Genomic DNA, 23178 nt, shown 5'->3' on the forward strand with positions numbered 1-23178 from the left:
TCACTCCGTTCCCACCTCGAACGCCAGCAGCACGTTGCCGGCGACACCGCTCCATTGGCCGTAGCCGGAATTGGTATAGAGCATGCCGCCGGCGATGACCGGCCCGGGACCGTCGATTGCGCCGCCATGGGCGGGGACGCCGTTGACGGCCTTGTAATCCTGCGCGGTGTCGAACTCCCAGAGCAGCTTGCCGTCGCTGGCATAGGCACGCAGGAAACCGCTGACGCCGCCGGAGAACACGACGCCGGGGATCAGGCTCACCGCCGCCGACAGCGCGGGGCTGCATTGGAGACGATCGCCACAGGCGACCGGAGGCACCTCCATCACGACTCTCCCGCTGGCGAGATCGAGGCCGAACAAGCCGCCGCCTTGCGTGGAGTCGAGACGTCTGGTGCCGTCACGCAGGAAACGCACGTCGGAGTTCGCGACATAGATGTGATCCTGATCGGCCGCCGAGCCCCATTCGCTGCCGCCAAGCGCACCGCCCTTCCCAATCCGCGTCTGCCACAGGATCTTGCCGCCGTCGTCGGGATCGAGCGCGTGCACGACGCCGGATTTCTGTGCGATGGCAAGAACGCGCCTGCCGTCGCGCAGGGTCACCAGGATCGGTGACTGGCCGAAATCGTGGTCGGGTCCGTGATCCTCGGGACAATTGGTCTTGTCCGCGCCGTAGCATGCCACGACATAAGCGTCCTTCGGTGTGGCCTGCTGGCTCCAGAGCAGCTTTCCCGTCGCAAGATCGAAGGCGAGAATCGCGTCACTCATTGCGGATGGCGGATTCGAATAGGAATTGCTGGTCGCGACATAGATCGCGCCGCGCTTCACATCGATCGTCGGCGCCGACCAGATCGCGGCACCGGACGGGCCGAACAGCTGCACGCCCTTCGCGTTCTTGTCGGTCGGATGCGGCACTTCCGGGATCGTATAGGCTTGCCAGACCGGCTTGCCGGTCGCGGCTTCCAGCGCCACCACGCTGCCGCGGAAGGTGCAGCATTCGTAAGAGGCTTGCGAGCCGGCGGCTTCCTCGAGCGAGGACACCGGCACGTAGAGCACGCCGGAATGCAGCACCGGTGCGCCGGTGATGCGCGCGGCCGGATGCTCCTCGACCTTGGTCTTCCAGATCACCGCCCCCGTCAGCGCGTTCACGGCATAGGCATTGGCACGCAAATCACCGAAGAAGATCGCGAACTGATCGGAGCCGGGAAGCGGTGCGACCGTGATCGCGGCGCGCACCGCCACATCGATCGCGAACGTCCACAGCGTGCAGCCGCTTCGCGCGTCGAGCGCGTGCACCTTGCGGTCGGTGCCGCCGATGAACAGCAGGCCGCCCATGATCGTCGGCGGCGCAAAGGATACCGAGGCGCCGGCAAACGCGTAGGCCCATTTCAACCGCAGGCGCGGCACCTGCGCCGCGGTCAGGCCCGCCATGTCGGCCGGCTGGAAGCGGCTGTTGTTGAGGTCGACGCCCCACCCGTTCCAGCGTGGACCGTCGAGCGGTTGCGGAAAGCCGCTGATCTGCTGCGTGCAGCGGCCCTGCCCGTCGGACGCGCTGCTGATCGCGGCCTTGCCGGTGACGAAAGCAGCAATCGCGCGACGCTCGTCGTCGCTGCGCTCCTTCGCCATCGCGGCCATGCTGCCGGAGGTCAGCGTCCCCAGCACGTGATCGAACGACATCGCCCGCATGGCGCCGCGCGCGGGCGCGCGGTTCTGGGCATCGCCGGCATCGTGACATTGCGCGCAGTGCGCTGCGTAGAGCGCAGCGCCGTCCTGCTGCGCCAGTGCCGGCGCGGAGCACCAGATCAACAGAGCGGCTACGACAAAACTCGGCCTCATGGCGTTCTCCGGCATCGTCGGCACGCGGCCCAAAGATCACGTCACACAACCTGAAGTGTATCGCCAGTGCGATCGCGGACGCAATGGACGTTCCGCCTGCGTCTGTCACATCGCCGTGGCCATGCGGACGCGACCGGGCAATTCATCCAGACGCCATAGGGCAAGGCTCTTGTCGCGCCAGCCGCCGCCACCCTCCTTGCAACGCTCGTTGATCAGCGCGCGCGGCGAGGGCCAGTTGAACGGCGCCCTCGCCATCTTCAGCGCGCGCCAATCGCCATCCGCGCAGTCGCGATTTGCATCCCATTCGGGAAATGTCGTGACCAGCAGGAAGCCCGCGCCGCTCTCGGCAAAGCGGGCAACGGCGCGCGCGATGTTGTCGAAGCTCAAATGAACCAGGCAGTCCCGGCACAGGATGACATCCGCGCGCGGCAGCGCATCGCGCGTGATGTCGGCAACGAGAAACCGGCCGGACAACTCGCCGCCGGCCACACGCCGGCGATTGGTCTCGATCAGCGACGGCACGATGTCGATGCCGGTGTAGTCGATGTCGAACTTGATGCGGCCGATCCAGCCGGCATCGCCGCAGGGCGCATCGAGCAGCGAGCGCGCGCCGAGCCGTTGCAGCAGGGGAGGAAGCTCCTCCCGGAGCGCGGCGGTTGCCAGGTCCTCCGAGCCGAGGCCCGAGACGGATGTGGCCGCGCCCCACAGGTTGGTCCGCTCGATCCGCTCGAACCGCGCGGCGAGATCGAGGCCGTCAAAGTTCTCGCGGTCCGCAACGAAGCGCTCGTGGGCGAGCACGGGTGGACGATTGGCGATCATCGGGCGGGACTCGCGTCAAGATTCCGTCGCGGACCCACTATACAGCCGCAGCGTCGCCTGCGAAATCGCCGGCCGCTTCCCTCAGGCCGGCTTCTGCCACTCCATGATGTGGAAATAGGGCACGCGGCGATGAACGGCATTCCTCTCGGGATCGCCGCCTGCGGGCTCCGGCTCGACGAACAGACGCAGTTGAAGGCCGTGATCGAGCAACAGCGTCATGTAGGTGCCGAGCGGACGATGCCAGTTCTGGATCCGGATGCCGCGCCAGCTCACCCAGATCGGCCGCTCCTCCATGTAATGGTCGATCGAAAATCGCGGGATACCCTCGCCGTCCCGCGTCCAGCCGTCGGGCTGGCCAGCGGTGTTGAAGCTGGTCAGGTTGGCGATCAGCAGCGTGCCGCCCGGCCGCAGCGCCGCCACCATCTTCGCGATGGCCGCGCCGAGGTCGGGCACGTCGATCAGGCTGAGATAGCTGACGACCAGGTCGAATTCCGCACTGAGCTCCATCGTCTCGGCGCGGCCGAGCCGATAGTTGCCGGTCGGGTCCAGCTCCCTGGCGCGCGCAAGCAACGCTTCGGTCGGATCGAGGCCGGTGGTGCGGATGCCGACGCGCTGCATGATGCGGCAGAAGCGCCCCTCCCCGCAGCCAACGTCGAGCGCATTGCGAAAGCCGCGCCCTTCAATCCGCGCTTGCATCGGCGCGTCCAGGACGAAGCGGCGGCCATAGTCGCCGTCTTCCCCCTGCTCTATGATCCAGGCGGCCGCGGACGCGGCCCAGCCGTCGCTGACGTCCTCGTTCATGGGTCGACCTACGGGAATGGTGTTGGCCGCGCGTATCGGGCTGCGCGGCTACTGACCACGGATTGGATCAGAGTTCAACATCAGGTAGCCTGCGCATCCGATGCGCTCGACCACCAGCAAAGAGAAGGCCAAAATCGTTGCCGGCGCCGTGACGGCCGTCGTCATGACGGCCATGCTGTTGGTGTTCGCGCTCGGCCTTTTGCTTCCGCATTAGGCGCGGTGAACGCGGCGGACGAGTGCCGCCGCGCACACTTACGCCGCGCGCACCGTGCGGAGGAATTTTCCGACTTCGTCCTTCAGCCGGTTGCTGTCGGTCGCCAGCATCTTGGCGGTCGAAAGCACCTGCGAGGACGCCGAGCCGGTCTCGGCCGCGCCGCGCTGCACGTCGGTGATGTTGGTGGAGACCTGCTGGGTGCCGTGAGCGGCCTGCTGCACGTTGCGCGAGATCTCCTGGGTCGCGGCGCCCTGCTCCTCGACGGCCGCGGCAATGGTGGAAGACACCTCCGACAGCCGCTCGATCGTCGCGGAGATGTCGCGGATCGCGTTGACCGATTCCTGGGTCGCGGTCTGGATGCCGGAAATCTGCTGGCTGATCTCGCCGGTCGCCTTCGCCGTCTGCTCGGCCAGCGTCTTCACCTCGGAGGCGACGACCGCGAAACCGCGGCCGGCCTCGCCGGCACGTGCCGCCTCGATCGTGGCGTTCAGCGCCAGCAGGTTGGTCTGGCCGGCAATCGTGTTGATCAGCTCGACGACGTCGCCGATCCGCGTCGCCGCGATCGAGAGTTCGCTGACCCGCTCGGTCGTGGTGCGCGCCTGGGTGACGGCTTCGCCCGCCATCCGCGCGGATTCCTGCACCTGCCGGCTGATCTCGTTGACCGAGGACGACAGCTCCTCCGTGGCGGTCGCAACCGACTGCACGTTGCCGGTGGCTTCACCCGAAGCGACCGCGACCACCGAGGTCAGCTCCTGCGCGCGCTGCGCGGTGGTGGCCAGCGTCGAGGACGACGCTTCGAGTTCGGTGGAAGCGGACCCGACGGTTTCGATGATCTCGCCGACCGCACGTTCGAAGCCATCGGCCAGGTTGACCATGTCGCGACGGCGCTGCTCGGCAGCCTGCTTCTCGATTTCGAGCTGCGCAGCCTTGAGGCGTTCGACCTCGAGCGCGTTGGTCTTGAACACTTCGACGGTCTTGGCCATGTCGCCGATCTCGTCGCTCCGGCCCTTCTCGGGCACCTCGGTCTTGAGATCGTTGCGGGCGAGACCCTCCATGGCGAGCTTGAGCCGGGCGATCGGCCGGGACATCGCATTGAGGCCGATGAACAGTGCGATCGCGATGCCGACGATCAGGCCGCCGGCGCTGACGCCGATCACGGTCCAGGTCGCGGATCTGGCGTCGCGGTTGATGGCTTCCTTGCGGTTGCTGACCGCCTGTGCGGACTCGGTTACGAACTGGACGATGCGTGCGAGAGCCGCGTCCAGCACCGGATCGCACTCCTTGTGCGCACGTTCGGCGGCCTTGGCATTCTCCTCCACGCTGCTTGCCTGCGCGCCGGCCTGGAGTACCGGATCGCAGCTGGCGAACGCGGCCTTCAGCTGGTCCCCGATGCTCTTGACCTGGCTGGCGCGCGACCGGTCGTCCTGCACGGCCGCATCGAGGTACTGGCCGATTTCGCTGCGGTTCTGGTTCGCGATCTTGAGACGGCCAGCGTTGCCAGCCTCCGTCGCCTCAGTGAAGACCGCATAGAGCGCGGCATGATAGGTCTCGGCGCGGCGCTGGGCCCGCGTCAGGTTGAGCGCCGAGGATTGCGCGGCGGAGAGTTCGGCAAATCCGTCGACAGTCGCCGAAAGTTCGCGCGCCGCGAAGCCGGCGACGGCGAGCATCGCGCAACCCATCACCGCCACGATCAGCGCGACCTTCCACACGATTTTCAGATTGTTCAAAAAGCCCATCACAGCCGCCCCACTGCTTCTGCCGACGCATAATCCCAGCAACGGGCATTGGAACCGGCGGACGTTAAGATTTGATGCCAAATGCCCCGAGTAGTCTTACGGAAAAATAACTATTCGGGGGGTCGACGTAAGCTTCGTGTAAGCTTCAGCCAGTTTTGGGGGCGTGATCCGGACATGACCGGCCGGAACCGGTCGCTGGCGTGAGCCGTTGTCGGCCCATGCGGATCAAGGAAGAAAACCGAAACATGTTTCTGCTGGCGACGGTGACGCTGTGCTGTGTCGCCGTGGCCGGCACCGTTGCGCTGTTCGAACTGGCACCAGGGCCGGCTCCGGCAACGCAGGTCGCCGAACGCGCGGCGATCGACGTTACGGCTTCGACGCCGGTCCGGGTGGTCGGGGCGCCGTTCGAGCCCAACATCAACCCGCGCGAGCGCTAGCGCTCACGTCGGCGATGCCTCCGTGCCCGCCTCGGGCCGGCCTTGGGCCCGCGCCAATTCCTCCACGAACGCGATCACCTCCGCCCGCTTGTCGGGCGGCAGCGACAAGAACGCACGGACGAGCCTCAGGCCCTGTGCTTCGTCGGACTTGTCTGTGTTGACGTCCATTCCTCACTGTCGGGCGGGCGGGAAAAATATGCAATCCCCAGCCGGACACCTCCTTGATTCGGCCGGCCAGCTTTGCTGGAATAGCTCCAACAGAGGTGGACCATGAAGTGGATCAGCGAGCGCGACGCACTGATCGCGCAGACGATGGCCTTCGTCCAATCGGTAACCGGCAAAAAGGATCATCCGCCGGAGAGACCGACGGCTGCACCGGACGTGCCGGTGGGGACCGTCACGGTCGAGACCGTGGCGGTCGAGACCTTCGCGGTCGAGATCAAGCCGCCGCAAGTCGTGCCGCACGCCCCGCCCGACATAATCCCACCAGCACGGACAAGCGGCGATTTCCGCTCCGAGATGCAGGCCCGCATCGCCAATTTCCGCAAGCATCAGGAGCGATTCGAGCGCGAGCGGGAGGAGTATTGCGCGGCGACCCTGACCAGGCTCCGCGCGGCCATTCGTGACCCCTCCCTCCGTCCGCCAGCCGAAAACTAAGGCCGGCGGTCGATCAGACACCTACAGCCAGGACCAAACCAACCAGAGATTGGCCGCACAGGCGCTGAGCAATCCCAGCGTCAGTGGCAGCAGCATGTGCCCGCAGCAGGTCTTGAGGTCGGTCGTCATGGCGGAAAACATCCGCTGATTCCGGCAAATGAGTCCCAGGGATTCTTTTTTTTGGGATTCATGACTCGTTAAAGACTCAGGGCCCGCGGCTTAGATCACGCCCCCGTGATCGTCCCGGAACCCCTTGCCCCGTGAAGCCGTTAACGCGCTTTCCGGGAGCGGGAAGAATGCCCTACGCCCTGTTCTGCAACGACGCCCAAATCAGCAAGGCCTATCCCAGCGAGGCCGACGTCTGGCAGCTCGCGCAGCAAAGCGGCCTCGTCGTGGATGTCAGCACCGACGACCAGCGCCACGGGCCGCGCCGGGTCCTGGACAATGACTACGAGATCAAGCCCTGCCGGGCCGCCCAAGGCGAGGACCCCGCCAGAAACAAGGCCGAGGCCGAACAGCAGTCGAGGATCGAGCTTGAGCTGAATTCCTGAGGTCTGGCCGCAAGCCCAACGCGTATCTCAGGAGAAGGGATCTCTCAGGGGGTCGCGGTCGCCAGCGAGGCCTGCTCGCCCGCCAGCACCACGCAGGCCTTGCGGCGGTGCAGCCCGCGGATCGCCCCTGTTACCTTCAGCACCTTGCCGGATGGGCAGGAAGCGTCCTTGACGAAGGCGACCTCATAGGGTGCCAGCATCAGAGGCTCGGATTTGAGGATTGTCTGTGCAGCGCACGGCAGGGAGATGAAGCACGAGAGCACTACTGCCGACACAAAGATACGCATGTCCGTCGTCCCACCAGCCCGGTAATTCTCATATAACGCCTTCCGGAGCGCGAGTTCCGTAGGCGGCAAAAATTATTTTTGCTTTACGCCAGTCCCATGACGCGCGTGAGAACGCGCGCGCCAGACCGTTTGCTTGCAAATGACGCGCCAGATGGTTCACGCAAAGCAAACAACAGACTGGCACACAAGGGCCTGGCAAACGAAAGGCCGGCGTGAGCCGGCCTTTGTCAGGTCGTAGTCGCTGTTGGGCGTCAGTAGCGCGAGGCCGCCGGTCCGCCCCAGCCGAAGCGGTAGTTCACACCGACCTTGACGGTATGCTCGTCCTCGCGGCCCCGGACGCCGACGACGTCGGCCGGACCGGAGGTGAAGGTCGTGCTGCCAAAGTTGTAGTACTGGTACTCGGCCTTGGCCGACCAGCTCGGTGCGAACATGTATTCGAGGCCGGCACCGACAGTATAGCCGTCCTTGTTGTTGCCGGTGGCGGTGAAGGGCTGCGCCACGCCGGCGACGTTGACGCCGAGGCCGCCATTACGCCAGGCGTAGCCGCCCTTGGCATAGACCAGCGCCGGTCCCCAGGTGTAGCCAATGCGGCCGGTCACCGACCCGAGCTGGTCGGTGTTCGACGTCACCTGCGTCCCCAGCGGGAATGTGACACCGTTGTTGTTGGTCGGCAGCCAGGAATACTGGGCCTCGATACCCACCACCCAATTGGGCGCGAACTGGTAGTCGAAGCCGCCCTGCACACCGTCCAGGAAGCGGGCGTCGCTCGACTGGAAGCTGCTGTCACCGGCGAAGGCGCCGCCGACATGGCCGCCGATATAGAAACCGGTCCAGTTGTAGATCACCTGCGGCGGCGTATAGACGGGCGCCTTGGTATAGGTGCGTTGCTGCATGTCGGCCGCGGCGGCCGGTGCAGCCAGCGCCAGCAGAGCAACGGCGCCCAGCAAAATCCTCTTCATGATCATCCCCGTTCTTTCAAATTCGACACTCAGGAAACAACGTGGCGTGAATTAGGTTGCTTCGCGGCGATGCCGGAACGTTGATCGTTCGTCACTGTGACGGGGTGGCAACAACGCGATTTTGTTCCGTCACGCCTGCTTGCACCGACTGTTTTCGTCGTCTGCGCAAGGCGGGCTGTAACGATCTGTCGCAAGGCAAACCGGCCCCGTTCAAAGCTCGCCAAATTGTGATCCAGCGGCTCCGGCGGCCTCTGTCCTAGCACCTGCCGATGAAGGCCGGCTTTGCGCTACCGCGTCATCTTTTCCAGTTCCGGAAAGGGTGCGTAAACCGCACCGGCGCAGAGCTCGCCGGCGCGATCGACGATGCGGTCGCCCCGCCCGTTGACGAAGACGGCGGCCCGTTCGCGCATCCCCTTGTAGCTGCCGTCGGTCTCGCGTGGCGTGAAGTGCAGGCAGGCGACGTAGAACTGCCGTCCGCCGATCTCGCGCAGCACCGGATCGGCCATGCCGGCCTCGCGCACGCCGACGGGATTGTTGAGGTAAGCGCGCATCAAGGCCAGCGTATCACTGCGAAAATTGTCGGGGAACGGCTGCGGCCCTCCCGCCTGGATCCCCCCCATCAGGGATGGACGATCACCGTCGCTGCCGAAACATGCCGCGAGCGCCAACGGCAATGCCAGAACCAACGCCAGGATCACCGCACGCTTCGCCAATCGCCCCACAGGCCACGCTCTCCGCTCGATCAGACTCGGAGGATGTTCTAGCCCCAAGGTTGCAGGAAGGGAATTCGGTCCTGCTCGTATGCTGCCCAAATAACGCACCGCCCCGCCGCCGGCGCCCGCGCTTTCGCGCTGACGCCGAGACGACGGGCCGGGCCTGAATTCCGCACGCGGCGGCGGGCAATGCCAGGGATGCCGCCGCGCCGGATCAGTCGTTAGCTGCGCTTGTCGATGGCCGCCGGCTTGGTCACGTCAGGCTGCGCCTTCAGCGATTTCTTGGCCGACAGATGCTTGTTGTGGTGGCGATGCGTGCGGACGGCCTTGTGCTCGTCGGGCGTGACCGCGGCATTGGCGTTCATCGCCTTCGACTTGGTGTCCACCTTGGCGTCCGCCTTGACGTCGGCGGCCTTCGTGTCGGCCTTGACGCCGGCCTCGGGTTTCGCGGCGGTGGTCGACGCCTTGGTCTGGCTCTGGTCCGCCTTGATCACCGGCGCGGTCGTGGTGGTCTTGCCGGCTTCAGCGGCGAAGGCCGGCGCTGCGATCACGGAAGCGGCGAGCAAGGCTGCGGAAATGGTCTTCAACATGGTCGGTCTCCTCTTGGAAGGATCTTGAGGCGGCGCCCTCTCGCCTACTCTTCGATCGTGGGTGGGAGCCTAGGCGGCGCGCGCTGAACCCAGTCTGAAGTCCTCTGCAGGCTTCTGTTCATCTCGATGACAAGTTTGTCATCTGCGGATGGGCGAATAGATCGTGCGAAGTGGGAATGTTTTTGCCCGATGGGTGTTCCGGTCTTTGGGCAATCGTGTAGGATCGCCACGTTCCATTCGGGAGAAGATAGATGCGCAAACTTTCCATGCTTCTGGTGCCGGGGCTTGTCTCGATGGCGTTGGCCGCCGGACCGATGCTGACCAGCGCCTACGCCGCGGGCAGCGACGAGCCCTCGCCGCCGCCGAAGTCGGACAGCTCGGCCAAGAAGGGGAAGAAGAAGAGCTCCTCCATCAGCGATCCCAAATTCCTCGCGGCCTATCGCACCGCCTACACCACGATCTACGACGGTCACGACTACACGAGCGCGATCGGCCAGCTGAAGTCGCTCAAGCGCGACGACGTCGCCGACGTCGCCAATCTGATCGGCTACTCCTATCGCAAGCTCGGCGACTACCAGTCATCCAAGGTCTATTACGAGCTGGCGCTGAAGGACGATCCGAACCACGTCCGCACCTGGCAGTATTACGGCCTCTGGCAGCTCGAGCAGGGCAACCGCGAACAGGCGCAGTACCACCTGAACAAGATCGCCTCGCTCGCCGGCACCGACAGCTCCGAGTATCGCTCGCTCGCCGCGGCGCTCGACAAGCCGACCGGCGCGACGCTCGTCTACTGAGACATCGCGTCTTTGAACTAAGCGAACGGGCACAACCTCGGGGTTGTGCCCGTTCTGCTTTCTCGGTTAGCCTCTCGCATCAAAGTGCTCCCCTCGCAAATTGGTGCGCAATGGATACGTGGCTGCGATCCGCGATCGACTACATCGGCTCCTGGATCGAATTGCAACAAACGACATTCCAACAGCCCGGCGTCATCGTCGCATTTGCCCATCGCGGCGAAATCATCGCCGAGCACGCCTTTGGTCTTGCCAATCTCGACACAGGCGAGAAACTCACCCCGCGCCACCGCTGCCGCATCGCCTCGCATTCGAAGAGCTTCACCTCCGCCGGCATCATGAAGCTGCGCGACCAGCGCAACCTCCGGCTCGACGACACGATTGGCCAATATATCGGCGGCCTGCATCCACGCGTCGCCGACACGACGATCGCACAGGTGCTCTCGCACAGCGCGGGGCTGACGCGCGATGGCGCCGATTCCGGGCAGTTCATCGACAACCGTCCCTATCTCAACGCCAGGGAGTTGCTCGCGGAATTGAAGCTGCCGACCGCGATCGAGCCGGGGACGCGGTTCAAATATTCCAACCACGGCTTTGGCCTGCTCGGCCTCGTCATCGAAGCCGTGACGAAGGAGCCCTACTCCGCCTGGATCAAGCGGGAGATCATCGAGCCCTCAGGCCTGCGCGAGACTGAGCCGGATGCGCCGCTTCCCAAGGGCGCATCGTTCGCGCGCGGCCACACGCGAAAAGTGCTCCTGGGCGAGCGTTGCGTGATCCCCGGCGACAATCCGACGCACGCGATGGCGTCCGCCACGGGCTTCGCCGCCACCGCCGGCGATACGGCCCGCTTCTTCGCGCAGCTTGCGCCCAACGCCAGGAAGAGCGTGCTCTCAGTCGCAAGCCGCCGCGAAATGACCCGGCATCACTGGCGCATCCCGCAGAGTTTCGAGGCCTATTACGGCCTTGGCATCAACGCCGGCAAAACCGACGGCTGGGACTGGTTCGGCCATGGCGGCCATTTTCAGGGTTACATCTCCCGGACCTGCTCCATCCCCGCTTGCGAGCTCGCGATCAGCATCCTCAGCAACTCGATCGACGGCGCGGCGCCGTTCTGGATGGACGGCGCGATGCAGATCCTGCGCGTGTTCAGGACTCGCGGCGCACCCGACCGCCGCGTGCGCGACTGGACCGGCCGCTGGTGGACGATCTGGGGCGCAACCGATCTCGTCCCCGCGGGCAACCGCGTGCTGGTCGCCAATCCGCAGTTCAACAATCCGTTCATGGATGCCGCCGAGATCGAGGTCACCGGCCGCGACACCGGCAAGCTCGCCTGGGCTGCCGGCTATTCCAGCCACGGCGAGCCGGTGCGCCGCGTCCGCGACAAGCGCGGCAAGGTCAGCGACATCTGGATCGCCGGCGCCAACATCAAGCCGGAGCGTGTCGTGGCACAGGAGATCGCGCGGAGATATCCGCCACGCAAGCGGCGGCCTACTCTCGGATAAGAGCCTCGACCTCGCTCCGAAACGCCTGCCGCGAGCCGTCGCGCGAATAGAACATGTGGCCGCCGGGATAGACGACGAACTTGACCCGCTGCGTTGCGAACGCCGGGAGCTGGTCGAGCACCCGCTTCGATCCGAAATAGGGCGTGGCGAGATCGAACAGGCCGTGCGCGACCAGCACGTTCAGCTTTCCGTCGGTGGCGAGGATCTGGCGCAGCTCCGACACCGACTGCGGCGGGTTGATGCCACGGCCGAAATCCCAATTGCCCTCGACGGCGCCGTTGAGGACTTCATAGGAGCCATCCGGCCGCCAGTTGAGCTTGCGCGTGAGAACATCGACGGCCGCACTCGTCAGCGGCGCCTGGAGCGCATCGCCCGAGGGATCGCCGAACCGGGAGCTGTTCGAATCCGGATAGGGATCATAGCCTCGCACCGAGGCGTCGTAGCGCCCTGTCACCTTGCCGTTCTTGCGGTCGAACTCGCGGCGGAATTCACCGACGTCGAAACGGCCGGCGAGCCGGCGGCTCACGGCCTGGTCGATCCCGGTGAGCTCGGCGACCTTGTCGGCAAGGCGATTGGCGGCCTCCTTGTCCGCCTCGCCCTTGACGAGGTCGGCCAGGAACTCGCCCCGCGCGTAAGCCTCGACGTCGGCGAGATCGGCGCGCTTGACCGGCCCCTTGGCTTCGCGCGCCACCGCGACATAGCTCGGCAGCGTCGCGACATATTGCAGGAGGCTGGTGCCGGTGAACTCGCGGAAGTCCAGGAGCGGCGACACCAGGATCAATCCCCTGACGCCGACGCCATGCTGGAGCTGCAACTGGCGCACGACCTTCGGCCCGCGAATGCCGCCATAGCTTTCGCCGGCGACATATTTCGGCGAAGTCAGCCGGTCGTGCTTCTCCAGCCAGCGGCGGATCACGAGCGCGATCGAATTGACGTCGCCGTCGACGGAGTAGAAGGACTTGCGCGCGTCCTCGCCGCTGGCAACGAAGCGGCTGTAGCCGGTGCTGACGGGATCGATGAAGACGAGATCGGTGAAGTCGAGCCACGTCTCCGCGTTCGGCTTCACCGCGGGTGAGGCGGACGGCGACAGGGCCTCGCCATCGAGCGGCAGCCGCCACGGACCCGCAGCGCCGAACTGGAGCCATGCCGAGGACGCGCCGGGCCCTCCGTTGAACAGGAACGTCACGGGGCGCGTCGCGCGGTCGGCACCATCGAGCTCATAGGACGTATAGGCAATGTCGGCGAGCGGCTCGCCCTTGCCGTCGAACACGCGGATCGAGCCGGCAGTCGCGGTGAAGTCGAGTGCACGGCCCGGCAGATCGAGCGTCTGCTTCGTGGTCGAATCCGACGGAAGACGATGCGGCTCGGCGGCGGACGATGAACCCTGTGATGCGCCTGGCGCATTGCCGCCGCGCCCACCCTTCTGCCCCGCCGGGGCCGTCGTTTCGGCGCGCGGCTGCGGCGGATCGTCCGCGCGGGCAAATCCGGCGAGCGCGAAAGTCGACACCGCCAGTACCAGGGCCGCGCGGCGGAGCACCGGCAAACGCATGACCATGATCGTTCTCCTTGTCCGGCTGCGAGAGCCGGCGAGCATCGAAAGGCTAGCGAGAAATTGCGACGGTTTGGGGATAGCCGGTCCGATGGCGCCTGAAGAAGCCGGGCGGGCACAAATCGACCCGGATTTGCCCAGAATCGGGATGGGCGCTGTTTGCCTTGAACAGTGGTCCTTCTCGACAATGGAGGCCCAGGTCGTATAGACGAGCCCGGCGGAACTTTCTCCAGCCAGCGGCCCTGCCCGGAAGCCATGACCAAGCCAGCGCGATACAACCGGATCGCCTTCGTCGCGAGCCCAAGCAGCGAGGCGCAAACCGCCTTCGGCCAGCTCACCCGGGACTATGGCAATTGCGACCCGAAAGACGCCGATGTCGTGGTCGCGCTCGGCGGCGACGGACTGATGCTCCAGACGCTGCACCAGAACATGCACTCGGGAAAGCCGATCTATGGCATGCACCGGGGCACCGTTGGCTTCCTGATGAACGAGTACTCGACGGTCGACCTTCGCGCCCGTCTCGAGGCGGCGCAGGAATCCGAGATCAACCCGCTCCTGATGCGCGCGACCGACGTCAATGACCGCGTTCACCTGCATCACGCCATCAACGAGGTCGCCCTGTTCCGGCAGACCTATCAGGCCGCGCGCCTGCGCATCCTGATCGACGAGCGCGAGCGCATGCCCGAGTTGATCGCCGACGGCATCATGGTCGCGACGCCCGCCGGCTCCACCGCCTACAATCTGTCCGCGCAGGGACCGATCCTGCCGATCAACGCCGCGCTGCTGGCGCTGACGCCGATCAGCGCCTTCCGCCCGCGCCGCTGGCGCGGCGCGCTCCTGCCCAATACGGCTTACGTCGTGATCGAGGTGCTGGAGGGCGACAAGCGGCCGGTGGCGGCGGTGGCCGACCATGACGAGGTGCGCGATGTCCGCCGCGTCGAAGTCCTGTCCGACAAGACCATCTCGATGCGCATGCTGTTCGACCCCGGCCATAGCCTGGAAGAGCGCATCCTGCGCGAGCAGTTCGGCTACTGAGCGCCGGCGCGGATCACTGGCCGCAAGGCTGAATCGATTCCAGGCCGCCCGCCATGGCGGGATCACCGAGCAGATCGAAATTCCTGACGACGGGAACGAAGCTCTTCGTCTCCGACGTCATCAGATAGATCGTGACAGGCAGCGATCCCTGCGGCGCCGCATTCGCGCGACAGAATTCCCTGGCTGCCACGCCGAGCCCCATCGACCCGCGTTTGCCTTGCTTCCCCTGCTCGACCATCGACGCACGCAGCGCTTCGAAGCGCGCGGCATCGCCCGGCGACAAGCGAAAGGCGTAGGTTGAGGAGCCCTGCGGTGGCGCAAGCAGGCCGGCGCGATCTCGCGGGTCGCTCAACTCCATCATGGCGAAGCTCGTCCTGGTCTCGGCCTCGCCGGCCACTTTAGTGACGACGTCGAGCTTGACGCCGCCCGAACGTGGCCGCAGCACGTCAGGCAATTGCACGGCGACGCGCAGCATCGACAGATCCGTCGTCCTGGCATCGATGCGGGCAAGCGGCGGGATCGATGTCAGCGGCACCGAGCTGCAACCGGCAAGCATGAGCGCAGCCGCGCTCGCAAGAACACGCGTCAGGCGGTTCATCGCAGGCATCTCCAATCTGGACTTGAAGGATTGGCTAGGCTGATTTCCGGCCGGCCCCGCGCGGCTCCAGCGCGTCGTCCGCGTTCTCGGGGACATATTCCAGGATATCGCCGGGCTGGCAGTCGAGCACGGCGCAGATCCGCTCGAGCGTGTCGAAGCGGATACCGCGCACCTTGCCCGACTTCAGCAGGGAGACGTTCGCCTCCGTGAGCTCGATGCGCGCGGCAAGCTCACGCGACCTGATCTTGCGCCTGGCGAGCATGACGTCGAGGTTGACGATGATCGGCATGGTCAGATGATCTCGCTGTTCTCGTGCCACACGCGAACGGCATCGGCCATCACGGTTGCGAAGGCGACGAGCGCGAGGCCGCTCAGCACCGACAGCACATGCGACTGCTCGATGCCGAACATGACCACGAGCTCGCCCGGCTGGTTGGCCCGCGTCAGGTTGATCGTGGTGAGCATCTGCACCAGCGGCGACATCAGCGCGTTGGCGATCAGCGCGAGGCCCATCCGGCGGATGCGCCAGGCGTTATCGGTCACGAAGACCTCGCCGCGCGCGAAACGGGAGAACAGCATCGAGAGCTGCAACAAGGCGTAGAGAACAGGCACAAGTCCGATCAGGCTGATCAGGGCGCCGGCGAGGCGCGTACTGAGGTTGAGTGTGAAGGGCCGCGCCCCCAGCGAGGACTGGGTCGCGATCCAGTGCCGGAGCATTTCGTCGCTCGACCAGAGCAGCGGCACCGCAAGCACGGCGCCGGCGACGCACAGGAGCGCGCCGACGGCCACGATCCGTCCGATGCGCCGCAACCGCGGCTCGACCGGCGCAGGAAAAGGAAACGCGACGACGCTCATCGGATTAGCTCCCATTCAATTGTATATTTTTATTGTTTTACAATAAAAAATGGCATAATTACGATATTAAACCTTTCCCTCGTCACGTACGCCGCGAAATGGCGACAGCAACCCTTCCTTAACCCCCGCCGCGATATGGTTAACGAAAGTTGACCGCTCTGGCCCAGGCGTCATGTTCCGCATCGATTTCAACAAGCTGCGCTTCCTCGTCTGCGACGACAATCCGCACATGCGCCGCATCCTGCGGACGCTGCTGCACTCCTTCGGCGCGCGCGAGGTCTACGAGGCCGAGGACGGCGCCACCGCGCTGGAAATGTACAGCCATTACGTGCCCGACATCGTGATCACCGACTGGGCGATGCCGATCTTCGACGGGCTCGAGCTCGCGCAGATGATCCGGCAGCCGGAATCCAAGGGCAATCCTTACGCGCCGATCATCATGCTGACCGGTCATTCCGAGAAGCGCCGCGTCACGGTCGCGCGCGATGCCGGCGTCACCGAATTCCTGGCCAAGCCGATCTCCGCCAAGGGCCTCTACCAGCGCATCCTCAACGTCGTCGCCAATCCCCGGCCCTTCATCAAGACCAAGACCTATTTCGGTCCGGACCGGCGCCGCAACACCAACTCCGCCTATATGGGCCCCGAGCGCCGCGTCGGCGAAAAGCACGAGGTGCTCCAGCAACCCTCGCTGCTCGACAAGGCTCGTTCCTCCATCTAGCGCAACGTCTCACACGATCGGGGCAGACATCATGGCGAAGAACGGCGCAAAGGACATTGAGGTCACGGCCTTCGCCACGCACCAAGTGATCACGCAGCCCAATCCGCTGCGCAAGGTTCTGCGCCGTGTCGAAGAAAAGGACCTGGACGATCCGGTCGCCCGCGCCGAGCAGGCGCTCGCGGGCCTCGCCGGTGAGTTCAAGGACTGGATGACGACCGAGGTCAATCGTCTGTCGGCCGCCTACGTCGCTATCCGCCATGAGGGCTTCACCAAGGAGCGGCGTGACGAGCTGTTCCGCGCCGCGCACGACATCAAGGGCGACGCTGCGACGTTCGGCTATCCGGCGGCGGCGGGAGTTGCGGAGAGCCTGTGCCGCATCATCGAGCACGCGCCCAATCTCGACAAGGTGCCGGCCGAGCTGTTCACGCACCACATCAACGCCATCCTCGCCATCGTGCATGAAAACACCAAGCTCGACAGCATCAGCGTCTCGGCCGAGCTCAGCCGCCGCCTGCGCAAGGTCGCCGACGACTATCTCGCCCACGTCAACCGCGACCGCCCCGAGCATCTCGAGGTGATTTTGGCACCGAGCATCGTGCCGGCGGAGTAAGAACTCCGCTCTCTCCTTTCGTCATTGCGAGCGCAGCGAAGCAATCCAGATTCTTTCCGCGGAGGGATTCTGGATTGCTTCGCTGCGCTCGCAATGACGGAGTGTGGGGGTGCTCTATCGCCACAATCAGCATCGCAGGGTGAGCAAAGCGGAGCGTGCCCACCCTTCAGCCTGGATGATGCAGAGAAATGGTGGGCACAGCGCTGCGCGCCTTTGCCCGCCCTACGGCATCTCGTTATGCCGCAATCAAATCATCATAGATCGGATCAAGCGCGTCATCCGCGACGAGCTCGTCGCAGAACAGCCTTGCCTCCTCGCGCGCGGATTCCGTGGCGAAGCGGCGGAGCAGGACCATCAGGGGTTCGGTGACGCCGCGGTCGGTCTCGCAATGGGTCAGCACGCGTTCGACCATGCGCCGGCGCAGCCGCGCCGCGCCGTCGTCGGTATCGACAAAACCTTGCTCGTGGCAGGCATCGAGCGCGACCTGGAACGCCGCAAAGGTCGCCTCGGGAAGTCCGGCACGGCGGAGCAGCGCGTGCAGGCTGTTGCCGCCACGGTCATGCAGCAGCGCGCAGACGCGTGCCAGCGGCAGGTCGGCGAGTTCGGCGAGTGCCGCGTCGAACAGATCGAGATTGCTCGACAGCAGCGCGCGCAGGATGAGGCCGGCGGTGAGCTGGCCCGTGATGCGCAGGTGGCGCACGAGGCCCTGCATGTCCTCGCCGCGCGAGCGCACCGCGATGTTCATGGTCGAGCGGTCGCGCGCCTCGGTCGCGATGCGCTCGGCACGATCGGCGCTCAGCCAGTTCCGCGCCACGACGAATTGCGCAAGAGTCTCGGAGAGCTTGGCCACCAGGGCTGCGCGCGTCGCGGCCGGCAGATCCTCCAGCACCAGCATCGCCTCGCGGATCGCGGCGAGATGTCCGTGACGCTCGACGATGCGGTCCCAGGAGAACGGCGCAAGCTCGGCGTGGGGGTTCTCGATCAGCTCGAGGGCTGCCGCTGCACAGCCGACTTCGGCAATGGCGGCGCAGACCGATACCGGCAACGCGATGCGGCGGGCGACCGCACATTGCACCTCGTCATTGCCGGTTGCGACGATGTCGACGAGATCGGCGTCGATCAGCAGCGGCGAATGTTCGAGCACGGGCAGCGCGACGGTCGGCTGGTCCGCCGACAGCGCCCGCACGATCGACGCCGGCGCATCCGGGCTGCGCGCAAAGGCCTCGGCCATCGCCTGCCGCACCAGCGGCGAGGGATCGTCGAGCAGCATCAGGAGCGCGCCTTCGGCCGCGATACGGTCGTCATGGGAAAGGTCTGAGATCAGCCAGGCCCGGGCCAATGCCCGCGTCGCCTCGGCCCGCTCGCCGGCGGGCGCCGTCCTGATCCAATTGATAAACTGCCGAACGATCATGGTGCTTCCGGCTTACGCAACGAAGACGAAGCGGTGACGGCTTGTCACCTGCAACACAAAATAAACCACGACGCTTAACAAAGCGTTCACCATAACTGGCTGGTTTTATTGACGTTTTGTTAAGGGAACAAAGCCGCCTGCCGCACGTGCCCCGGACGCAGCGCAGCACGTCCTGGTGCGCTGCTGAGCCGGGGTCACAATGTTCGAGAGTGGCCGGAGAGCGGGTTATTCGCGCGACGATATCAGCTCGAGAACGTACCGCTGCGATCGCTGAAAAGATCGAGCGGTTGCGGCGGACGCACGTCAGGCGTCGCCGATGCGATCGAGGCAAGCGAGGCGTTGTTGCCCCACAATTTCTGCACCGTGGTCGAAACCGGCTGCGTGGTATCGCCGGGCTGATAGATCGAGCGGAATGCGGGTGTGATCGGCGTATTGTCTGCAACCGTTGCCGACGACGTCGCACTCACCGGCGTCACGCCGCGCGCCTCCGGAAAGGTCTGCAGATAAGCGGCATTGTCGATGACAGGCGCGCTGGGCTGCACGCCGTTGGCACTTGCGACCTGCGTCGTGGATGGCATGTCGCCATACATCGCCATTGCGCTGCGGGTCGTCTTCGAATTCGCCGCGCTGGCGTAGCGCGCGTCGAGCACCGAATAGACCTCGGAGATGCTGCGCGCGCGGCCGTCCCTGGCGTAGAAGATCGAGCGGTTGGCGGAGGCCGCGTTGGGAAACAGCCGCGCGCCGACCGCTTGCGGATTGTCCTCGGCATTGGCGATCAGCTTTGCGGCGCCGCCGACACCCATGAAATGCGCCATGTAGAGTTCGCTGTCAGACGGCCTGCGGCCGAGCAGTCCGGTGAGCTTGAAACTGTTCGACTGCGTCAGCGCCGCGGCCATGGTGGAGGCGGCTTCCGGATCGTCGCGCAGCTTCATGATCGACCGCTTCATGGCGGGATCATCGACAGCGTAGCTGCCCGACGATGTCCTGGTGATGGCGTCGGAATAATTGCCATAGCCGAGCTGGGTGCCCGCCTCCTTCACCGTACCAAGCCAGGTCTGGTCGATGAACTGGTAGAGCCCGTGCGCGGACGACGTGGTGGCTCCCGCCGTCGGATCGAAATCCGATTCCATCTTGGCGGTGGTCAGCATGTACTGGAAGCTGACGCCCGTCCGGTTGGAGACCTGCTTGATCGCGCCGGCGACGCGTGCCCGCGACGGATCGAGACCCGTCGTCTGGGAGGCACTGGAATTGTCGACCGACATGATGGAGTGCCCGCCCCGCGGCGTTGAGCGACGCCGGCAATTCGGCGCCTGTCGTCTCACCGTGGGACAGGTATGGTTAATGCGGGGTTAATCTGCTCGCCGTCATTCCGGCCCGAACCCGGGGTGACGGCCGGCTATTTCTTGTAAACGGCGTCCGGATCAAACAACCTGTCCGCATCGACAAAGACCAGCTTCGCTCCGCCGCCCTCTGCCTCGACCTTGCGGTAAAAGCAGGACCGGCGGCCGGTGTGGCAAGCCGCGCCGATCTGCTCGACACGGATCCAGACCGCGTCCTGGTCGCAATCGGTGCGGATCTCGACCACGCGCTGGGTCTGACCCGACGTCTCACCTTTTCGCCACAAGGCATTGCGCGATCGGCTGAAGTACCAGGCCTCGCCGGTCGCAATCGTCTTGCGCAGCGCCTCGTCGTTCATGTGCGCGACCATGAGCACGTCACCGGTGGCAACGTCGGTCGCCACGCAGGTCACGAGGCCGGCGGCGTCGAACCTGGGCAGGAAGGCGAGGCCTTCCTCGATCTCATGGGAGTGAGCGGACACGGGCGTCCTCGCTTGGAGCATGACGCGGACATAGACCTTCGCGAGGTCAGCGCGTCGCGCCTCGCACCAGGGACAGGAAGCGGGCTTGCTCCGCCGGATTGTCGCGGAACATGCCGGTGAAGCGGCTGGTGAAGGTCGAGGCACCATGCTTGGCAACGCCGCGCACCGACATGCAGGTATGCTCGGCCTCGATCAGCACGGCAACGCCGCGGGGCTTGAGGATCTCGTCGATGGCCGCCGCGATCTGCGCCGTCATGTGCTCCTGGGTCTGGAGCCTGCGGGCGAAGATGTCAGTCAGACGCGCAAGCTTCGACAGGCCGACGACGCGTTCCACCGGCGTATAGGCGATGTGCGCCTTGCCGTAGAACGGCATCATGTGATGCTCGCACTGCGAGGTGAACTCGATGTCGCGCACCAGCACGAAGTCGTCATAGCCGGCCGTCTCGCCGAAGGTGCGGTCGAGCACCTCGGCCGGGCACTGGTGGTAGCCCTGATAGAGCTCGTCGAAGGCCTCGACCACACGGCGCGGCGTGTCGAGCAAGCCTTCGCGCGCAGTGTTCTCGCCGATATAGGCGAGCAGCGTCTTCACGGCTGCTTCCGCCTCTGCGCGCGCGGGGCGCGGCTGGTCGGCGCGGACGGCGGCCGCGAGGAATTCGGCAGGGTCGAGCTCAGCCGGGCGACTCTCGGGCTGGCGGTCGGAGGGCTTGCCCGGGCGGATGGATTTGATCGTAGCGTCCATGTCTACTCCGTTCGACGGCCTCACGGCCGGAGTGTCACCGGCAGACGGGGCGGCAAGCCGCCGGACGCCTGAAGAGAAACAGTTTTGGCGAAAAAGGCCCTTGGGTCATCACGCCGGCAGCGCAGATCTGGACGCTGCCGCCGCACCGCTGGACTGTTTTTCCGCGAGTTCCGCCCCTATATAGGACCGTGGACGGCGCCCGCCAAGGCCGATCCGGTGCGGAAGTGTTGGACTCCATCACATGCTGAACGACATCTATAACAAGCGGATCATCGAACTGGCCGGGAATATTCCACGCCTCGGACGGCTGCCGGAGCCCGACGCCACCGCCACCGCCCACTCCAAGTTGTGCGGCTCGACCGTGAAGATCGACCTCAAGATGGAGGGCGACAAGGTCACCGACTTCGCCCATGACGTGAAGGCCTGTGCCCTCGGACAAGCCTCTTCATCCATCATGGCAAGTCGCATCGTCGGCTCGACCGCGAGCGAACTCCGCGAGTTACGCGAAACCGTTCGCAAGATGCTCAAGGAGAACGGCGCGCCTCCTGAAGGCAAATGGGAAGAGATCAAGTTCCTCGAGCCGGTCCGCGACTACAAGGCGCGCCACGCCTCGACCCTCCTGACCTTCGATGCCGTGGTCGATGCCATCGGCCAGATCGAGGCGAAAGCCAAGCAGCCGGCCACGGCGCAGGGCTGATTTGGTCGAGGTCATTCCGGCGCGCGCCGGCGCGGACCCGGACGCTCACGCTGCGACATCTGAATTCCGGCTTCGTCGCTTTGCGACACCCCGGCATGACGATTAGGGAATCCTACTTCTGCGAGCCTGCGCTTTGCGCCGCACCGGTCGGCACCACGGCCTCCGCCGTCTTGGTCGACTTGATGGGCTGCGGTTCCGCTTCCGCGCCGAACCTCGCCTGCGTCTTCGGCGCAAGTTCCGCCACCGCGGGCGCCGTGACGTCCACATGCGGCAGCACGTCGGCCACCAGATTGGTGGTCACGAGATTGGTGAGCTGCAGCTCGCCAGCATCCAGCTCGTGCAGATCTTCCCACGGCGGCACGCTGAGCGCGAGCGAGAGCAGATCGCCGGCGCCGCCCATATCGAACGTGTATTTGGCAAGCCGGCCGATGTCGCGTTCCACGATCATCAGGTCCTGCGCGCTGTAGCTCGCCGCCTTTGCATCGTCGGCACGATCGCCCATCCAGATCTGGTGGACCCGGACATGAGCGGCTTCCGGCACGTAGCGCTTCTTGCCGGCCAGCAGCAGGAACACGCACATCGATTCGCAATAGGCTTCGGGCGCAACCGCCGGACGGGCCGACTGCCCGCCGCGGTTCTGAACGCTGATGCCGACCGTGGTCGAAAGTCCGAGATTGCGGAAGCGCCGGCCGAGCGTGATCGCGTCGTTGACGGAACCGCCGCTGGAATCGAGCACCACAGTCGCGCCGCCAAGCTGGCGTCCGCGCGAAAACTCCTCGAAATCCCTCGGCGTATCGGCGGTGATGATGCCGACCGCGCTGACCCAGCCGCGGCAGTTCGGGTCGCAGGCGACCCAGTTGAACTTCATCGGCAGCTTGCGCTCTTCGAGGGCGGCACCGGCATGAGCCGTTGTGCCGGTCGTGGCGACAGCTCCGAAGAGCGCGGCGCCAAGTGCGGCGGCCCCAAGTAACAACCAGCCGCGACGATCAAGGGAGTTCAGAAGTCTCAATCTGGTTCCTTCCCCAAGCCCCAAAGCTCCCCCAACAATCCTCGGTAGCGCCCTCTGAGTCCATCATACGGGCGTATGTTTCTACACACGGACGTCATAAAAATGGTATCCGGGGGAATACAGATCGTCCACAGGTAGTTGCTGCACTGCTCCCAAAAAGCACGATAAATATGGCGCAGAAACAACAACTTGCGGTTCCCTGCGCCGGAACCGCGCAATACCTCGCTCACGATCGCAGCACAGCGCCC

Annotated in this window: 27 protein-coding genes; 9 read left to right on the forward strand and 18 right to left on the reverse strand. The window is 65.3% G+C overall.

Annotated features, from left to right (window positions below):
• The 4 genes from ACKWRH_RS28390 to ACKWRH_RS28405 form a co-directional block, all read right to left on the reverse strand.
• Nucleotides 1-1833, reverse strand: coding sequence for an outer membrane protein assembly factor BamB family protein (locus ACKWRH_RS28390; protein ID WP_445216210.1), 1833 nt, complete (start codon nt 1831-1833; stop codon nt 1-3).
• Nucleotides 1834-1938: 105 nt separating this feature from the next.
• A complete protein-coding gene (locus ACKWRH_RS28395; RefSeq protein ID WP_445216211.1) occupies nt 1939-2652 on the reverse strand; it encodes a class I SAM-dependent methyltransferase in 714 nt (237 codons plus the stop codon).
• Between the two features lie 81 nt (nt 2653-2733).
• A complete protein-coding gene (locus ACKWRH_RS28400; RefSeq protein WP_445216212.1) occupies nt 2734-3453 on the reverse strand; it encodes a class I SAM-dependent methyltransferase in 720 nt (239 codons plus the stop codon).
• Between the two features lie 252 nt (nt 3454-3705).
• Nucleotides 3706-5403 (reverse strand): methyl-accepting chemotaxis protein, encoded by a 1698-nt coding sequence (locus ACKWRH_RS28405; protein WP_445216213.1) that lies wholly within the window; start codon nt 5401-5403, stop codon nt 3706-3708.
• A gap of 218 nt (nt 5404-5621) precedes the next feature.
• On the opposite strand from ACKWRH_RS28405, the gene ACKWRH_RS28410 reads away from it, so the two are divergent.
• Nucleotides 5622-5840: a hypothetical protein gene (locus ACKWRH_RS28410; RefSeq protein ID WP_445216214.1), complete on the forward strand. Its 219-nt coding sequence runs from the start codon at nt 5622-5624 to the stop codon at nt 5838-5840.
• 3 nt (nt 5841-5843) lie between these two features.
• On the opposite strand, the gene ACKWRH_RS28415 is transcribed toward ACKWRH_RS28410, so the two are convergent.
• Nucleotides 5844-6008: a hypothetical protein gene (locus tag ACKWRH_RS28415; protein ID WP_445216215.1), complete on the reverse strand. Its 165-nt coding sequence runs from the start codon at nt 6006-6008 to the stop codon at nt 5844-5846.
• 102 nt (nt 6009-6110) lie between these two features.
• Here ACKWRH_RS28415 and ACKWRH_RS28420 point away from each other — a divergent pair, with 102 nt between their 5' ends.
• Together ACKWRH_RS28420 and ACKWRH_RS28425 are read left to right on the forward strand one after the other, a co-directional pair.
• Complete coding sequence (locus tag ACKWRH_RS28420) at nt 6111-6497, forward strand: hypothetical protein (protein ID WP_445216216.1); 387 nt, start codon at nt 6111-6113, stop codon at nt 6495-6497.
• A 296-nt stretch (nt 6498-6793) separates the two neighbouring features.
• Nucleotides 6794-7048 (forward strand): hypothetical protein, encoded by a 255-nt coding sequence (locus ACKWRH_RS28425; RefSeq protein ID WP_445216217.1) that lies wholly within the window; start codon nt 6794-6796, stop codon nt 7046-7048.
• 44 nt (nt 7049-7092) lie between these two features.
• Here ACKWRH_RS28425 and ACKWRH_RS28430 read toward each other — a convergent pair whose 3' ends face one another.
• The 4 genes from ACKWRH_RS28430 to ACKWRH_RS28445 form a co-directional block, all read right to left on the reverse strand.
• Entirely contained in the window at nt 7093-7335 is a 243-nt protein-coding gene (locus ACKWRH_RS28430) for a DUF6719 family protein (protein WP_038935984.1), read from the reverse strand.
• A 251-nt stretch (nt 7336-7586) separates the two neighbouring features.
• Nucleotides 7587-8294: an outer membrane protein gene (locus ACKWRH_RS28435; protein WP_445216218.1), complete on the reverse strand. Its 708-nt coding sequence runs from the start codon at nt 8292-8294 to the stop codon at nt 7587-7589.
• A gap of 287 nt (nt 8295-8581) precedes the next feature.
• On the reverse strand, nt 8582-9016 hold the full coding sequence (locus ACKWRH_RS28440) for a hypothetical protein (RefSeq protein ID WP_445216219.1): 435 nt from the start codon (nt 9014-9016) through the stop codon (nt 8582-8584).
• A 212-nt stretch (nt 9017-9228) separates the two neighbouring features.
• Nucleotides 9229-9597 (reverse strand): His-rich protein BRANT, encoded by a 369-nt coding sequence (locus ACKWRH_RS28445; RefSeq protein ID WP_445216220.1) that lies wholly within the window; start codon nt 9595-9597, stop codon nt 9229-9231.
• 251 nt (nt 9598-9848) lie between these two features.
• On the opposite strand from ACKWRH_RS28445, the gene ACKWRH_RS28450 reads away from it, so the two are divergent.
• A complete protein-coding gene (locus ACKWRH_RS28450; RefSeq protein ID WP_445216221.1) occupies nt 9849-10391 on the forward strand; it encodes a tetratricopeptide repeat protein in 543 nt (180 codons plus the stop codon).
• 110 nt (nt 10392-10501) lie between these two features.
• The gene (locus tag ACKWRH_RS28455) at nt 10502-11890 is read left to right on the forward strand and encodes a serine hydrolase domain-containing protein (protein ID WP_445216222.1); all 1389 of its coding nucleotides are present in this window, start codon (nt 10502-10504) and stop codon (nt 11888-11890) included.
• On the opposite strand, the gene ACKWRH_RS28460 is transcribed toward ACKWRH_RS28455, so the two are convergent.
• On the reverse strand, nt 11877-13445 hold the full coding sequence (locus ACKWRH_RS28460) for a S10 family peptidase (RefSeq protein WP_445216223.1): 1569 nt from the start codon (nt 13443-13445) through the stop codon (nt 11877-11879). The genes ACKWRH_RS28455 and ACKWRH_RS28460 overlap by 14 nt on opposite strands.
• Before the next feature lie 249 nt (nt 13446-13694).
• Between ACKWRH_RS28460 and ACKWRH_RS28465 the strand changes: the two genes are divergently transcribed.
• Nucleotides 13695-14474 (forward strand): NAD kinase, encoded by a 780-nt coding sequence (locus ACKWRH_RS28465; RefSeq protein WP_014494357.1) that lies wholly within the window; start codon nt 13695-13697, stop codon nt 14472-14474.
• 13 nt (nt 14475-14487) lie between these two features.
• On the opposite strand, the gene ACKWRH_RS28470 is transcribed toward ACKWRH_RS28465, so the two are convergent.
• Genes ACKWRH_RS28470 through ACKWRH_RS28480 form a run of 3 tightly spaced genes read right to left on the reverse strand, consistent with a single transcriptional unit; the run spans nt 14488 to nt 15927 of the window.
• Complete coding sequence (locus ACKWRH_RS28470; RefSeq protein ID WP_445216224.1) at nt 14488-15072, reverse strand: hypothetical protein; 585 nt, start codon at nt 15070-15072, stop codon at nt 14488-14490.
• A 34-nt stretch (nt 15073-15106) separates the two neighbouring features.
• A complete protein-coding gene (locus tag ACKWRH_RS28475) occupies nt 15107-15361 on the reverse strand; it encodes a helix-turn-helix domain-containing protein (RefSeq protein ID WP_135216513.1) in 255 nt (84 codons plus the stop codon).
• A 2-nt stretch (nt 15362-15363) separates the two neighbouring features.
• Nucleotides 15364-15927: a DUF2975 domain-containing protein gene (locus tag ACKWRH_RS28480; protein WP_445216225.1), complete on the reverse strand. Its 564-nt coding sequence runs from the start codon at nt 15925-15927 to the stop codon at nt 15364-15366.
• Nucleotides 15928-16099: 172 nt separating this feature from the next.
• Between ACKWRH_RS28480 and ACKWRH_RS28485 the strand changes: the two genes are divergently transcribed.
• Together ACKWRH_RS28485 and ACKWRH_RS28490 are read left to right on the forward strand one after the other, a co-directional pair.
• Nucleotides 16100-16645 (forward strand): response regulator, encoded by a 546-nt coding sequence (locus ACKWRH_RS28485; RefSeq protein ID WP_008549760.1) that lies wholly within the window; start codon nt 16100-16102, stop codon nt 16643-16645.
• A 31-nt stretch (nt 16646-16676) separates the two neighbouring features.
• Nucleotides 16677-17255: an Hpt domain-containing protein gene (locus tag ACKWRH_RS28490; RefSeq protein WP_445216226.1), complete on the forward strand. Its 579-nt coding sequence runs from the start codon at nt 16677-16679 to the stop codon at nt 17253-17255.
• Nucleotides 17256-17490: 235 nt separating this feature from the next.
• Here ACKWRH_RS28490 and ACKWRH_RS28495 read toward each other — a convergent pair whose 3' ends face one another.
• The 4 genes from ACKWRH_RS28495 to folE all read right to left on the reverse strand — a co-directional run bounded on the left by ACKWRH_RS28495 (nt 17491) and on the right by folE (nt 21224).
• On the reverse strand, nt 17491-18666 hold the full coding sequence (locus ACKWRH_RS28495; protein WP_445216227.1) for a DUF2336 domain-containing protein: 1176 nt from the start codon (nt 18664-18666) through the stop codon (nt 17491-17493).
• A gap of 242 nt (nt 18667-18908) precedes the next feature.
• Nucleotides 18909-19928 (reverse strand): lytic transglycosylase domain-containing protein, encoded by a 1020-nt coding sequence (locus ACKWRH_RS28500; RefSeq protein ID WP_445216228.1) that lies wholly within the window; start codon nt 19926-19928, stop codon nt 18909-18911.
• A 134-nt stretch (nt 19929-20062) separates the two neighbouring features.
• Nucleotides 20063-20485 (reverse strand): phosphoribosyl-AMP cyclohydrolase, encoded by a 423-nt coding sequence (gene hisI, locus ACKWRH_RS28505; protein ID WP_028150232.1) that lies wholly within the window; start codon nt 20483-20485, stop codon nt 20063-20065.
• Between the two features lie 46 nt (nt 20486-20531).
• Complete coding sequence (gene folE, locus ACKWRH_RS28510) at nt 20532-21224, reverse strand: GTP cyclohydrolase I FolE (RefSeq protein WP_354117657.1); 693 nt, start codon at nt 21222-21224, stop codon at nt 20532-20534.
• A 241-nt stretch (nt 21225-21465) separates the two neighbouring features.
• Between folE and ACKWRH_RS28515 the strand changes: the two genes are divergently transcribed.
• Nucleotides 21466-21921 carry an iron-sulfur cluster assembly scaffold protein gene (locus tag ACKWRH_RS28515; protein WP_445216229.1) on the forward strand — a complete coding sequence of 152 codons (456 nt, stop codon included), beginning with the start codon at nt 21466-21468 and terminating at the stop codon, nt 21919-21921.
• 112 nt (nt 21922-22033) lie between these two features.
• On the opposite strand, the gene ACKWRH_RS28520 is transcribed toward ACKWRH_RS28515, so the two are convergent.
• Nucleotides 22034-22930, reverse strand: a complete 897-nt coding sequence (locus tag ACKWRH_RS28520; protein WP_445216230.1) for a hypothetical protein — start codon at nt 22928-22930, stop codon at nt 22034-22036.
• Nucleotides 22931-23178 lie beyond the last annotated feature (248 nt).

The organism is Bradyrhizobium sp. Pa8 (genome assembly GCF_052588265.1).